Origin of the sequence: Streptomyces sp. MJM8645, from assembly GCF_001625365.1 — a bacterium.
Classification (GTDB): Bacteria; Actinomycetota; Actinomycetes; order Streptomycetales; family Streptomycetaceae; genus Kitasatospora.
Genome location: NZ_LJJF01000001.1, coordinates 2,356,139 through 2,369,810 on the forward strand (window position 1 = coordinate 2,356,139; position 13,672 = coordinate 2,369,810).

Here is a 13,672-nt window from a genome sequence, read left to right on the forward strand (position 1 = left end):
GGGGTTTCCCGGCGGGCCGGTCGTGCCGGGCCGGTTGCACTGCGCGCGGTCGGGCGCCGGGCGGTTGCGCCTGAGCGGTCGGACGCCGGGCGCCGGGCGGTTGCGCCTGAGCGGTCGCGCGCCGGGGCCCGCGGGCGGTCAGGCCCAGGCGGCGCCGACGAGCCTGGCGTGCAGGGCGAGGGCGGAGGCGTCGGTGAGGGTGGCGATCTGGTCGATGACCGCGCGCAGGGCGGCCCGGTCGTCCTCGGCCTCGCGGTAGAGCGCGCCGAACACCGGGTCCAGGCCCTCGGGGGCGCGCTGGGTGAGCACGTACGCCAGCTCGGCGATCACGATCCGCTGGCGGGCCCGCAGCTGGGCCTGCTCGTCGCGCTGCATCACGAAGCGGACGGCGACCGCCTTGAGCACCGCGACCTCCAGCCGGACGCCCCTCGGCACCACCAGCTCGGCCGTGTACCGGGTGAGCCGGCCGGGGCCGTAGCGGGCCCGGGTGGCCTGCTCGGCGGCCAGGCAGAAGCGGCCGATCAGCTGGCTGGTGAGGTCCTTCAGCCCGGCCCGGGCGCGGGCCGTGCCGTCGTACTCCTGGGGCCACCGGTCCTGGCCGAGCAACCGGTCGAGGGCGGCGGCCAGCTCCTCCGGCTCGGCGTCCGGGGCGTAGCGCTCGGCGACCTTGAAGAGTTCGGCCCGCTCGCTCGGCGCGCGCAGCGCGGCCGGGTCGATGTGTCCGGCCTGGAGGCCGTCCTCGACGTCGTGGGTCGAGTACGCGACGTCGTCGGACCAGTCCATGACGGTGGCCTCGAAGCACTTGCGCCCGGCCGGGGAGCCGGCCCGCAGCCAGCGGAACACCGGCAGGTCGTCGGCGTAGACGCCGTACTTGGGCGAGGCCGGGTCGGTGGGGTGGGCGCCGCGCGTCCACGGGTACTTGGTGGCGGCGTCGAGGGCGGCGCGGGTCAGGTTGAGGCCGACGCTGCGGCCGGGCCAGGGGGCGAGCCGGGCGGCGGGGTGCTCGCCATCCGGGGCGAAGCGCTTGGGTTCGAGCCGGGTGAGGATGCGCAGCGACTGCGCGTTGCCCTCGAAGCCGCCGCAGGCCTCGGCGGCCTGGTCGAGCGCCTCCTCGCCGGTGTGGCCGAACGGCGGGTGGCCGATGTCGTGGGCCAGGCAGCCGGCCTCCACGAGGTCCGGGTCGCAGCCCAGGGCGGCGCCCAACTCCCGCCCCACCTGGGCGCATTCGAGGGAGTGGGTGAGCCGGGTGCGGGGGAAGTCGCTGCGCATCGGGGCGACCACCTGGGTGGTGCCGGCCAGCCGCCGCAGCGCCGCCGAGTGCAGCACCCGGGCCCGGTCGCGCTGGAACGCCGTGCGGCCGGGGCGCTTGTCCGGTTCGGGGACCCAGCGGGCCTCGGCGGCGTGGTCGTACGGGAGCGGGGCGGCAGCGAGGCGGTGCGCGGTGTCATCCATATGCCCCTCACGGTACGCCGCGCCCCCGACAGCCAGGGTGTGCCGCGCACGAAGGAGTGTGGGCCGGAGCGTGAATCCTGCGGTACGCGCTGGTGTCCGCCCCGGCCCGGCTCGCTGCCTGCGGTCCGGCCCCGGCCTCCGGTCTCAGCCGCGGACGGCCTTGAGGACGGCGGCGGCCACCGCCTCCTGCCCCTTGGCGTTGGGGTGGATCGCCGCCAGGCCCGGGGCCGGGAACGGCGGTTCGACCCAGCGGGTGGCCTCGCCCGCGCACATGTCGTGCCCGGCCGAGGGGGCGGCCGCGTCCACGAACACCGCGCCGGCGCCCTCCGCCCGCCGCTTGAGCATGCCGTTGAGCTGCTGCTCCTTCTCCGAGAGGAAGCCCAGGTCCCCGGCCGCGACCGCCTTGCCCAACACCTGTCGGCAGCCGGCCGGGTCGGACGGGAGCAGCGTCGGGTACCCGATCACGTACACCCGGGCCTGCGGGGAGCGGTGCTTGATGTCCTGCAGGATCCGGCCGAGTTGCTCACCGGCCGCGTCGACCTTGCGCTGCACCTCGTCGGTCCCGCCGGAGGCGTAGTGCTCGCGGCAGGGCGAGGGCGCGCGGGTGGCGCCGACGATGCCCTTCACCGCGTCCACCAGGTTCTCCTTGGCGCACTCCTTGACGACCTCCATGAAGCCCGCGTCGTTGCCGCCGATGCCGACCGTCACCACGCGGGTGGCCGGGGTCAGCGCGTCCAGTTGGGGCGGGTTGGTGCCGTGGTCGGTCTCCTGGGCGCCGGTCAGGTCCCCGGTGCGGGCGCCGCTGCAACTGACGTCCTGGAACTGGCCGGCCGGCAGCCCGAGCCCCTTCGCCACCAGGGACGGGTAGTTGACCCCCGAGCGGGAGCAGCCCTTCGGCTCGCCCACCTGCGGGGCGATCTTCAGGCCGGCGGTGTACGAGTCGCCGAGGGCCACGTACGGGCCGTTCGGCGGCGGCGTGGACTTGGCGTTCTTGCCGGGCAGCGCGCCCGCGAAACCGTCCGTCCCGCCGTCCGCGGGGGTGCACCCGGCGAGCAGCAGCGCGGCGAGCCCGGCCGTCAGGGCGACGGCCGGGCGGATGGTCCTGGACATGGTCGTGGGCATGGCATCCCCCCGGGGGATAGGCGTCACAGGCAGCTCCGTACGGCGGCGCGTCCCCCGACGCCGCCAGCACCAACGAACGGGGCCCGCGAATGACTCCCGTGACTCCCGGCCGCCGCCGACCCGGCCGGTTCCCGCCCCTGCGGGGCCGATTCCGTGCCGGTCCTACTCCCCGCCCGGGCCCACTCCGCGCCGTACCTACTCCGCGCCGCGCTCGTGCTCGGCCAGGAACTGCTCGAAGCGCCGCCCCAACTCGTCCGCCGACGGCAGGTCCACCGGCTCGGCCAGCAGGCTCTCCCGGCTCTCCGCCCCCGCCACCGCGTCGTACTGGCCCTCCATGCCGCGGATCGCCGAGCGCAACTCGCCGTCCCCGTGCGCCAGCTGCTCCTCGATGTCGGCGTACACCTCGCCGACCCGCTCGCGCAGCCGGGTGCCGGGCAGCACCAGGCCGGTGGCGGACTGCACCGCCTCCAGGATCAGCACGGCGGCCGCCGGGTACTCCGAGCGCGCCACGTAGTGCGGGACGTGCACGGCGAAGCCCAGCACGTCGTGCCCGGCCTCGGCCAGGCGGTACTCCAGCAGCGCCTGGGCGCTGCCCGGGACCTGCGCCTGCTCGAACCACTGCGGGTAGCCGGCCGCCAGGTCGAGCCGGTTGCCGTGCGGGGTCAGGCCGACCGGGCGGGTGTGCGGCACGCCCATCGGGATGCCATGGAAGTCCACCGCCAGCCGGACCTCGAAGCGCTCCACCAGCTCGCGGACGGCACCGGCGAAACGCTCCCACTCGACGTCCGGCTCGGGGCCGGTGAGCAGCAGGAACGGCGCACCCGCGCCGTCGCGGACGAGCTGGAGCAGGATCTCCGGCGGCTCGTAGGACGCCCACTGGTCCCGGTCGAAGACCATCGCGGGGCGGCGCGCCCGGTAGTCGACCAGGCGGTCGTGGTCGAAGCGGGCCACCACCTGCGGCGAGCCCGTCTCCAGGAGGTGGGCCACCACCTGGCCGCCGGCCTCGCCGGCGTCCATGAAGCCCTCGAAGTGCTGGAGCAGCACGAGGCCCGCACCGGTGTCGCGCAGCTCCGCGGTGGCCGCGGCCACCGCGGCCACGCCCTGCTGATCCAGCTCGTACAACGCCTGGAAGTCACGCACCGCGCACCCAACCCCGTTCTCTACTCGTCACGACGTACCGGCTTCTCGTCCTCTCCAGCGTGCCGGGCGCCGCCGGAATTCCCGACCCGCCCGTCGGCGGGGTCGGCGGCCTCCCCGGACCGCTCCGGACCATGATCGCACCCGGGTGGAAAGCCCCTGGTCACGGGTGTTCAACGGCCCGTCCGGGGGCGGGTCGCAGCGGCCCGCACCGCCATTCGCGTGCCGCGAAGTGACGCACCGCCTTCTGACGGGTATCGTCCTCTCGCTGCCTCGCATCGTCGCGTCGTCGTCACGTCGTCCCGTAACGCCGTCGGCCACGTCCCGGACCGGTGTTCGGCCAGCCCACACGACGCATCTTGCCTTCATCTGGCCGCCTGTTTCCTTCGCGCTCCCGTTTCCTCATCGGCCATCTCGCGGACGCACACTGTCCCCTCGCTCATCCCCGCCGGACCGGTCCGTGGACCCGAGTCCGTTCCGGCACCGCGCTGCCCGCCTCCGGGCCGCCGCCCCCGCCCCGCCCGACCGGCTCTCCGGCGTGCGCGGGTACCGGCGGGCGTGCTCCGGGGCCGGGGCGACTGTCCCTGCCTCCCGAGCCGTACCCCGGCACGGTAGGCACCCTCCGACCGATGAAGGACCGAAGGTTCCGTGCCCGTACCTGTCATCCTCACCGGCCGCACCGTGCGGCTGGAGCCCCTCGCCGCGCACCACGCCTCGGCCATCGCCGAGGCCGGCGCCGAAGACCGTACGACCTACGCCTTCACGCCCGTCCCGCACGGCCTCGAAGCGGCCCGCGACTACATCGCGCGCGCCCTCGCCGACCAGGCCGCGGGCCGGTCGCTGCCGTTCGCGACGGTGAACGTGGCAACCGGCCGGGTCGTCGGCTCCACCCGATTCCTGGAACTCGACTACTGGCAGGGGCCGATGGTCTGGCCGCCGGTGCCCGGGGTCCCGTTCGGCGACCCGGCCACGGCCGTCCCGGACGCCGCCGAGATCGGCAACACCTGGCTCTCGCCGCGTGCTCAGGGCACCGGCATCAACACCGAGGCCAAGCTGCTGATGCTGCGCCACGCCTTCGAGACCTGGGGGGTGCAGCGGATCTCGCTGCGCGCCGACGCCCGCAACCAGCGCTCGCGCACCGCCATCGAGCGGCTCGGCGCCACCTCCGAGGGCGTCCGCCGGGCCCACTCGCGCGGGCTCGACGGGGTGGTGCGCTCGACCGCGTTCTACTCGATCCTCGACGACGAGTGGCCCGCGGTGCGGGACATCATCGAGCTGCGGATCGCCGCCGCCACCTCGCCCAGCGCCCCGGATCCGGCGATCAACCAGGAGTGCCTTAGACACGGCGGCGGCCCCGGGCATCTGATCACCGCCTGACCCGGACGCCTGCTCACGGCCCGAAGGGGGCTACGGCCGCCACCCGTAGCCCCTGACGGCCAGGCCGAGGACCCGGGCGAGGAGCTCCGGATCGGCAGCTCCCCGGAAGCGGTCGGGATGCGCCTCGACCAGTGCCGACCCGGGCCGCCAGCCACCACCGCGCACCGGGGCGACCCGGACGCTCCAGATCTCGAAGCCGGTCCAGCTGCGGTGCAGGTGCAGCACGCCCTCGGCGGTGTGGGACACCCACTTGTCCTCCATCTCCCGGGGGCGCAGCCCGGCCCGGATCCGCTGCCACTCCTCGTCCGTCCAGACCACGTCCGGCACCGGGCAGGCGCGGGGCAGCAGCATGGGCTTCAGACGGCCCTCGCTCTCCGGGGCGGGCCGGACGCCGCCCGGCTCGGGGAACGCCCAGCCGGGCAGCGGTTCGCGGGCGGCCAGCCAGGCGGCCGGAATGCCCTCGGTCCCGGTGTGTGCGGCGACCACTCCCCCGGCGATCGCGGCCACCGTGTCCATGTCGCCGCCGGCCGCGACCGCCTCCCGGACGGCGGCCGGATAGTCGGTCAGGTGCCGGGCGGCGCACCACAGGGCGTACGGGACGGTGTCGACGGCGGAGGTCCGGCTGCCGTTGCCCAGGATCTCGGCGGCGGCCCTCGGGTCCGGTTCGGCGAGCAGCTGGACCGCCTCGGTGAGACCGTCACGGACGGCGCCGTACGGGGTGAGGCCGATCACCGCTTCCAGGAAGGACTCCGGCGTCATCGCCTCGGTGCGCGCCCGCGCCGCGTACGCGGCGGCCACCGCGACCGCGACGGCGCCGTCCACCGCCTGCGGGTGGGTGTGGGTGATCACGGCGGTGTCGGCGGCGGGCCGGACCACGGAGGCCGGGTCCTCGGCGTACGCCGCCCCCAGCGGGGCGACCCGCATCGCGGCGCCGTTGCCGTACGAGCCCTGGCCGTCGAAGAGTTCGGCTGCCAGGGCCTTCGCGTCACCGCCCTCCCGGACCAGCCGCAGCATCCGGTTGGCGGCCAGCCCGTACCCGCGGTCGAAGTCGTGGCGCCGGGCGAAGGCGTGGGTGAGGTCGAAGGTGTCGATCGTGCCGCGTTCGGTGTGCGCGGCGTACACCGAACAGGCCATCTCGGTGTCGTCGGTCCACGGCCAGGGGCCGGGCGGGTCGGTGCGGCCGGCGAAATGGGCGGCGGCGATGGCCGGGACGAAGAGCTGTGCACCGTAGGCATCGCCTACCGAAAGGCCGTTGAGCGCATCGAGCGCGGGGCCGGTGGGTGGAGTCGTCATATGGTCCCCAGCTCAGCGGTTCGACCGGTGCTCCGTCAACCTCATTCTCACAGGCTCCCCCGACGAGCGATGTTTCGCATACATCCGACCCTGGTGGGCAGCACCCGGGGTATGACCCGCGTGAACCCGCTCGACCCCGTCGTGCTGCTCGGCGCCGACCAGCAGCACATCGTCACCCGGGCGCAACTGCGCCGGCTCGGCGTGCCGTCCGGCACCATCGCCCACCGGCTGCGCCCCGACGGGCCGTGGCAGCAGGTGCTGCCCAGGGTGATCTGCCTGCAGTCCGGCCGATTGACAGCGCACCAGCGGCTGCGCGCCGCGCTGGCGTACGCGAGCCCCAAGGGGCGGGCGCCGCAGGCCGGGGAGGTACTGCTGACCGGGGACGCGGTGCTGGCCGACGCGGGGCTGCCGAGCGCCGGGCACCCGGCGGACCTGGCCCGGATCGACGTCCTGATCCCCGCCCAACGCCGGGTCGTCGACCGCGAGTTCGTCCGGATCCACCGGTCGGCCGGGCCGCTGCCGGGCGGCTTCGAGCGGGACGACGGGCTGTGGAGCACCACCGTCGCCCGGGCGCTGGCCGACCTCGCGCCGGGCGAGACCGGGCAGCGCCGGTTCCGGGCGCTGTGCGCGGAGGCCGTCCAGCGGCGGCACTGCGAACTCGGCGAGCTGCTGGACCACTTGCTGGCCCGGCCGGGCGCGCTCGGACTGCCGCAGGTGGCCCGGGTGGTGGAGGACCTCACTGTCGGAGTGCGGTCGGTGGTGGAGGGCGAGGCCCGCGAACTCCTGGCGCACGCGGGCCTGCCCGAGCCGTTGTGGAACCCGGTGCTCTTCCTGGACGGCCGCTTCCTCGCCGTCCCGGACGCCTACTGGCCGCACGCCTGCGTGGCGTTGGAGATCGACTCCCGCGCCTGGCACCTGCGCCCCGCCGACCACGAACGCGGCCTGGCCCGTGCCAACCGGCTGACCGCCATCGGGCTCCCCGTGGTCCGCACCACCCCGGTCCAGCTCCGGCGCGACCCCGTCCCGGTGTTCCACGAGCTGACCGCCCTCCTCACCACCGGCCCGCACGGCCCCCACCGCCGGGTCAGCTGGCGCCGGGCCCGGTGAGGGCCGCGGGCGCGGTGCGGGCCACGAGCGCGGTGCGGGGTGTCAGCAGCGCGGGTCGATCTCCTGGAAGGTCGCGTAGTGGTCCGGCGACCAGTACTGCTCGCCGGAGCCGCCGGTGACCACGCGGCGGGTGCCGCGGTCGTTGGAGCCCGGGGTGACCACGGTGAACTCGTGGTAGTAGCCGCCGGACTTCTTCGGCAGGCGGCTCTCGCGGTTCTCGAAGACGATGCCGTCGCGGTTGTACGGGTACGGGCCGTTCTTGGCGATCAGGCCGAGGGTGTCCTGGGCCTGGCTGGGGAGCTTGGTGCGGCAGACGTCGGCGAGCGCCGGGTCGGCGGGCACCCAGGTGCCGCTCGGGGCGGGGGTGCCGCCGGCGGGCGGGGACGGCTTGGGGGCCGAGGACTTGGGGGCCGAGGCGCCCGCCGAGGTGGCGGTGGAGCTCGCGGCGGCCTTGGGGTGGCTGCTGCCGCCCTTGCCGGCGAGCAGGTACCCGATCCCGGCGACGAGGGCCAGGATCAGGACGGCCACGACGACGAGCGGGCTTTTACGTCTGGTCATGCGCCCCAGCTTGGCAGGCGCGCGGGCGCCGCCCGGCCAGCTACACACGTGGCCGCCGCCACATCCGGCCGGACGGGGAAGGCCGGCTGGGAAGCGCGGCCGGGCACAGACGGACGGCCGGGCGGGGACGGACGCCATTGTCCGTCCCCGCCCGGCCGTTGTTACGTACGCCGGTTCTCCTGCGCCGAGCTCCGGTGTACGCCCTCCCGACGGGGAGGGAAGCGGTCAGTCCGGCCCGCGGCCGAGGAGGGGATGCCTACCCTCTCTCAGCGCGGGTCGCTGCCCGCCGTCTCGATGGCGGCGCGGCCTGCCTCCAGGCGCGCCACCGGGATCCGGAAGGGGGAGCAGGAGACGTAGTCCAGCCCCACCTCGTGGAAGAAGTGGACCGAGTCCGGGTCGCCGCCGTGCTCGCCGCAGACGCCGAGCTTGAGGTCGGGGCGGGTGGCCCGGCCGGCCTCGACGGCGTGCTTGACGAGCGCGCCGACGCCGTCGCGGTCGATGGTCTCGAACGGGGAGACCCCGAAGATGCCCTTCTCCAGGTAGGCGGTGAAGAACGAGGCCTCCACGTCGTCCCGGGAGAAGCCCCACACGGTCTGGGTGAGGTCGTTGGTGCCGAAGGAGAAGAACTCGGCGGCTTCGGCGATCTGACCGGCGGTGACGGCGGCGCGCGGCAGCTCGATCATGGTGCCGAGCTTGATGTCCAGCTGCACGCCGGTGGACTGGGCGACCTCGGCGAGCACGCGCTCGCACTCGTCGCGGACCAGTTCCAGCTCCTGGACGGTGCCGACCAGCGGGATCATCACCTCGGGGCGCGGGTCCGCGCCGGCCAGCCGGCGCTCGGCGGCGGCCTCGGCGATGGCGCGGACCTGCATGCCGAACAGGCCGGGGATGACCAGGCCGAGGCGGACGCCGCGCAGGCCCAGCATCGGGTTCTGCTCGTGCAGCTTGTGCACCGCCTGGAGCAGGCGCAGGTCGTTCTCGTTCGGGTCCTTGCGGGCCTCGGCGAGGGCGACGCGCACCGACAGCTCGGTGATGTCCGGCAGGAACTCGTGCAGCGGCGGGTCGAGCAGGCGGACGGTGACCGGCAGGCCGTCCATGGCCTGGAAGAGCTCCAGGAAGTCGCCCTTCTGCAGCGGCAGCAGGGTGGAGAGGGCGAGCTCGCGGTCCTTGTCGTTGTCCGCCAGGATCAGGTGCTCGACCTCCTTGCGGCGCTCCTCGCCGAGGAACATGTGCTCGGTGCGGCACAGGCCGATGCCCTGGGCGCCGTAGCGGCGGGCGCGCCCGCCGTCCTCGGCGTTGTCGGCGTTGGCGCGCACGGCGAGCCGGCGGCGGACGTCGGCGTGCGCCATCAGCCGGTGGACGGCCTGGACGAGTCCGCCCTGGACGTCGGCGCCGGCGTGCAGGGTGCCCTCGAAGTACTCGACGACGGGGGACGGCAGGACGGGGACCTCGCCGAGGTAGACCTTGCCGGTGGCGCCGTCGATGGAGACGACGTCGCCCTCCTCCAGCACCAGGCCGGCGGCGGTGGTCATCCGGCGGCGCTTGGTGTCGACCTCCAGCTCCTCGGCGCCGCAGACACAGGTCTTGCCCATGCCGCGGGCGACGACGGCGGCGTGCGAGGTCTTGCCGCCGCGCGAGGTGAGGATGCCCTCGGCGGCGATCATGCCGTCCAGGTCGTCCGGGTTGGTCTCGCGGCGGACCAGGATGACCTTCTCGCCGGAACGGGACCACTTGACGGCGGTGTAGGAGTCGAACACGATCTTGCCGATGGCGGCGCCGGGCGAGGCGGCGAGGCCCCAGGCGATCTGCTGGGACTCGGCGTTCGGGGCGAAGCGCGGGAACATCAGCTGCGAGAGCTGGCCGCCGGTGACCCGCATGAGGGCCTCGTCCAGGTCGATCAGGCCCTGGTCGACCAGCTGGACGGCGATCCGGAAGGCCGCGGCGGCGGTGCGCTTGCCGACGCGGGTCTGCAGCATCCAGAGCTTGCCGCGCTCGATGGTGAACTCGATGTCGCAGAGGTCGCGGTAGTGGTTCTCGAGCGTCTGCATGATCGTCATCAGCTCGTCGTACGACTTCTTGTCGAGCTTCTCCAGCTCGGCCAGCGGCAGGGTGTTGCGGATGCCGGCGACGACGTCCTCGCCCTGGGCGTTGGACAGGTAGTCGCCGTAGACGCCCTGGGCACCGGTGGAGGGGTCGCGGGTGAAGGCGACACCGGTGCCGGAGTCCTCGCCGAGGTTGCCGAAGACCATGCTGCAGACGTTGACCGCGGTGCCGAGGTCGTTCGGGATGCGCTCCTGCCGGCGGTACAGGCGGGCGCGGTCGCCGTTCCAGGAGTGGAAGACGGCGTGGATGGCGAGGTCCATCTGCTCGCGCGGGTCCTGCGGGAAGGCCCGGCCGGTCTCGCGCTCGACGATGCCCTTGAACACCTCGACGAGTTCCCGGAGGTCGGCAGCGTCCAGGTCCAGGTCGTTGACGGTGCCCTTGGCGTGCTTGGCCTCGTCGAGGGCCTCCTCGAACAGCTCGCCGTCGACGCCCAGCACGGTCTTGCCGAACATCTGGACCAGGCGGCGGTAGGAGTCCCAGGCGAAGCGCTCGTTGCCGGACTGGGCGACGAGACCGACCACCGAGGCGTCCGAGAGGCCGATGTTCAGGACGGTGTCCATCATGCCGGGCATGGAGAACTTCGCGCCCGAGCGCACCGACACCAGCAGCGGGTTGTCGGGCTGGCCGAGCTTCTTGCCCATCTCCTGCTCGAGCGCGTCCAGGTGGGCGCTGATCTCCTGGTGGAGCGAGGAGGGCTCGCTGCCGGTCTCCAGGAAGACCTTGCAGGCCTCGGTGGTGATGGTGAACCCCGGAGGGACGGGGAGGCCAAGGTTGGTCATCTCGGCCAGGTTCGCGCCCTTGCCGCCGAGAAGGTCCTTGAGGTCCTTGTTTCCTTCAGTGAAGGAGTAAACAAACTTCTGCTGGGACGGCACGGGTCGGTCTCCTCGTACGCGGTTGCCCTGACGCCGGAGAACATACCCATTTCGAAGGTTCTTCTCTGCCCCGAATAGGCCGTACGAGGCCGGTACCCGGGGGTAACCCGATAGATCGAATGCACATAAAGGCGTTCACCTCTGTTGGTGAAATCGTCCGGATGACGCTAGCCAGCCTTCAAGTCTTGAACGAAGAGAAACACGAAGATCGCACGATTCGGACGCTGGGTAGCGGTCGCGGGTCGCCCGCGTTGCCCCGGCTTGATTTCCTGCACTCGGATCGGCCGATCACCGGCCCACCGGCTTCGGGAAGCGATTCACAGTCGACCTGTCCATTTCGTCCACTGACCCGCCGTCAGGCGCCACCGCATGTGGCAAGCGTCACCAGCGCATCTCACCGGTCGAACGTAGTCCGCCTCCGCCGATCGTCGCACTCCGTCCAGAAACGTGCCCGTTCCGTGACATCGGACCGCCAAAAAGGAGCCCTCCTGTCCAGATTGGACAAGAGGGCTGGGACCGAGTGGCAGTGGGCCCTGGAGGGCTGATTTCGCCACTACGGACAGATCATCCGCCAGAGGTGTCCGATTCGGCGTCCTCGCCCGGTCGGGCGCAGTCGTACGGATCGTCCAACCAGCCCTCGGGCAGCACCACCCGGTTGTTGCCGGCGGTACGCCCACGCGGGCCGTCCGCACCGGCCGGCCAGGCCTGGGACTGCTCCACCAGGGCGAGGGTTTCGGCCAGTTCGGCCAGGGAGGAGGAGTTGGCGAGCTTCACCCGCAGCTCCGAGCCGACCGAGAAGCCCTTGGTGTACCAGGCGACGTGCTTGCGGAAGTCGATCACGCCGCGCGCCTCGTCCCCGATCCACTCGCCAAGCAGCTGCGCGTGCCGCACCATCGCCCGCGCCACGTAGCCGAAGTCCGGACGGGCGTAGTCGACCTCGCCCTCGAAGATCGAGACCAGGTCCCGGAACAGCCACGGCCGGCCCAGGCAGCCGCGGCCCACCACGACACCGTCGCAACCCGTCTCCCGCATCATCCGCAGCGCGTCGTCCGCCGACCAGATGTCCCCGTTGCCCAGCACCGGGACGTGCGCCGGAACGGACTCGCGCAGCCGGGCGATCGCCGACCAGTCGGCCGTCCCGCCGTAGTGCTGGGCGGCGGTGCGCCCGTGCAGGGCGATCGCGGCCACGCCCTCCTCGGCGCCGATCCGGCCGGCGTCCAGGTAGGTGAGGTGGTCGTCGTCGATGCCCTTGCGCATCTTCATGGTGACCGGCAGGTCGCCCGCGTTGGCCACGGCCTCGCGCAGGATCTCGCGCAGCAGGTTGCGCTTGTACGGCAGCGCCGAGCCGCCGCCCTTGCGGGTCACCTTGGGGACGGGGCAGCCGAAGTTGAGGTCGATGTGGTCGGCCAGGCCCTCGTCCGCGATCATCCGGGCGGCCTTGCCGACCGTCACCGGGTCCACGCCGTACAGCTGGATCGAGCGCGGCTTCTCGCTGGCGTCGAACTTGATCAGCTGCATGGTCTTGGCGTTGCGCTCGACCAGGGCCCGGGTGGTGATCATCTCGGAGACGTACAGACCTTTTCCGCCGCTCTGCTCGCGGCAGAGGGTGCGGAACGGCGCGTTGGTGATGCCGGCCATCGGCGCCAGCACGACGGGCGGCCACACCCGGATCGGGCCGATGTCCAGCGGCGCGAACTCGGCGTCGGGCGCGGTGGGTGCGGGCGTGGCTGTCATGCGCGGCTGACCTCGGGGCAGGGGAACGGGACTCTCCATTGTCCCCCACCCGGGTCAGCCCCTGTTTCCGGGCCGCTCCGGGCCTCCCCGGACCGCTCCAGGCCGCCCCAGGCCCCTCCAGGCCTTCTCTAGGCCGGATCGATCGTGATCGAGCCCGAGGCGACCGAGCCGTGGATCCGGTTCGGGCTGGCCGGGTCCGCCAGGCTCGGGTCGATGTGGCGGCTGCCGCTGCCGACCTCGCCGCTGAAGGCGTAGTGGGAGTCCTGCGGCAGGGTCAGCTTCACCGAGCCGGACGTGCTCTTGGTGTCCACCGACCGCGGCGCCTTGGAGAAGGCCAGGTCGACCGCCCCCGAGGTGGTCTCCGCGTACACCTGCTCCGAGCTCAGGTCGGTGCCCTGCACCATCCCGGAGGTGGCGTGCGCGTACACCTGCCCGGACGTGCCGATCAGTTTCAGCTCGCCCGAGGTGAGGTCCATCCGGACGCCGCCGCTCAGGCCGTCCACCTCGACGCTGCCCGAGCTCACCTGCCCCGACACGTCGGTACCGGCCGGCACCTCCAGCTCGATCTGGGCACCGCAGCCGAAGTCGGCGAACGGCAGGACCTTCCGGCACTCCATGCCGACCGTGAGCACGTCACCGTCGAAGGTGGTCGATACCGACGGCTTGCGCACCGTCCAGTCCAGGTTCTGCCGGACCACCACCCGGCCGTCCCGGCCCGCCCTGATCCGCACCGAGGCGCTGCCGGTGTCCAGCCGGAGCTTGTGGATGACGACGTTGTACGGCTGCATCGAAGTCGTCTGCTGCTGCACCACCATCGCCCAGGTCTGCATCCCGGCGCCGATCATGACGACCGCGATCGCGAGCGTCCCGGTGGTGCGCCAGGCCTTCCGCCCCCACGCCTTCGTCGGTCCGCCCAC

The 13,672-nt window shown here is 73.1% G+C and carries 10 protein-coding genes; 2 read left to right on the forward strand and 8 right to left on the reverse strand.

The genetic code is table 11. From position 1 onward, the window contains the following. Positions 1–138 precede the first annotated feature (138 nt). The 3 genes from A6F73_RS10075 to A6F73_RS10085 all read right to left on the reverse strand — a co-directional run bounded on the left by A6F73_RS10075 (position 139) and on the right by A6F73_RS10085 (position 3,714). On the reverse strand, positions 139–1,452 hold the full coding sequence (locus tag A6F73_RS10075) for a deoxyguanosinetriphosphate triphosphohydrolase (protein WP_063347484.1): 1,314 nt from the start codon (positions 1,450–1,452) through the stop codon (positions 139–141). Between the two features lie 144 nt (positions 1,453–1,596). Continuing rightward, entirely contained in the window at positions 1,597–2,562 is a 966-nt protein-coding gene (locus tag A6F73_RS10080) for an SGNH/GDSL hydrolase family protein (RefSeq protein WP_159398421.1), read from the reverse strand. A 207-nt stretch (positions 2,563–2,769) separates the two neighbouring features. Beyond that, the gene (locus tag A6F73_RS10085) at positions 2,770–3,714 is read right to left on the reverse strand and encodes a PAC2 family protein (protein ID WP_063347486.1); all 945 of its coding nucleotides are present in this window, start codon (positions 3,712–3,714) and stop codon (positions 2,770–2,772) included. A 645-nt stretch (positions 3,715–4,359) separates the two neighbouring features. Here A6F73_RS10085 and A6F73_RS10090 point away from each other — a divergent pair. Continuing rightward, positions 4,360–5,088, forward strand: coding sequence for a GNAT family protein (locus A6F73_RS10090; protein ID WP_063347487.1), 729 nt, complete (start codon positions 4,360–4,362; stop codon positions 5,086–5,088). 30 nt (positions 5,089–5,118) lie between these two features. Here A6F73_RS10090 and A6F73_RS10095 read toward each other — a convergent pair whose 3' ends face one another. Beyond that, a complete protein-coding gene (locus A6F73_RS10095) occupies positions 5,119–6,381 on the reverse strand; it encodes an ADP-ribosylglycohydrolase family protein (protein WP_063347488.1) in 1,263 nt (420 codons plus the stop codon). 111 nt (positions 6,382–6,492) lie between these two features. Between A6F73_RS10095 and A6F73_RS10100 the strand changes: the two genes are divergently transcribed. Continuing rightward, positions 6,493–7,488 carry a hypothetical protein gene (locus tag A6F73_RS10100; protein ID WP_063347489.1) on the forward strand — a complete coding sequence of 332 codons (996 nt, stop codon included), beginning with the start codon at positions 6,493–6,495 and terminating at the stop codon, positions 7,486–7,488. 42 nt (positions 7,489–7,530) lie between these two features. Here the strand turns inward: A6F73_RS10100 and A6F73_RS10105 are convergent, their stop codons facing one another. From A6F73_RS10105 to A6F73_RS10120, 4 genes are all read right to left on the reverse strand, one after another. Beyond that, complete coding sequence (locus A6F73_RS10105; protein ID WP_063347490.1) at positions 7,531–8,046, reverse strand: ribonuclease; 516 nt, start codon at positions 8,044–8,046, stop codon at positions 7,531–7,533. A gap of 266 nt (positions 8,047–8,312) precedes the next feature. Next, complete coding sequence (gene ppdK / locus A6F73_RS10110; RefSeq protein ID WP_063347491.1) at positions 8,313–11,021, reverse strand: pyruvate, phosphate dikinase; 2,709 nt, start codon at positions 11,019–11,021, stop codon at positions 8,313–8,315. A 564-nt stretch (positions 11,022–11,585) separates the two neighbouring features. Then, complete coding sequence (gene dusB, locus A6F73_RS10115; RefSeq protein ID WP_063347492.1) at positions 11,586–12,755, reverse strand: tRNA dihydrouridine synthase DusB; 1,170 nt, start codon at positions 12,753–12,755, stop codon at positions 11,586–11,588. A gap of 128 nt (positions 12,756–12,883) precedes the next feature. Continuing rightward, on the reverse strand, positions 12,884–13,672 hold the full coding sequence (locus A6F73_RS10120) for a DUF4097 family beta strand repeat-containing protein (RefSeq protein ID WP_063347493.1): 789 nt from the start codon (positions 13,670–13,672) through the stop codon (positions 12,884–12,886).

Coding starts and splice junctions, on each gene's coding strand:
- A6F73_RS10105 (WP_063347490.1), bottom strand. CDS start 8,046: ATGACCAGACGTAAAAGCCCGCTCGTCGTCGTGGCCGTCCTGATCCTG.
- A6F73_RS10095 (WP_063347488.1), bottom strand. CDS start 6,381: ATGACGACTCCACCCACCGGCCCCGCGCTCGATGCGCTCAACGGCCTT.
- A6F73_RS10080 (WP_159398421.1), bottom strand. CDS start 2,562: ATGTCCAGGACCATCCGCCCGGCCGTCGCCCTGACGGCCGGGCTCGCC.
- A6F73_RS10100 (WP_063347489.1), top strand. CDS start 6,493: ATGACCCGCGTGAACCCGCTCGACCCCGTCGTGCTGCTCGGCGCCGAC.
- dusB (WP_063347492.1), bottom strand. CDS start 12,755: ATGACAGCCACGCCCGCACCCACCGCGCCCGACGCCGAGTTCGCGCCG.
- A6F73_RS10075 (WP_063347484.1), bottom strand. CDS start 1,452: ATGGATGACACCGCGCACCGCCTCGCTGCCGCCCCGCTCCCGTACGAC.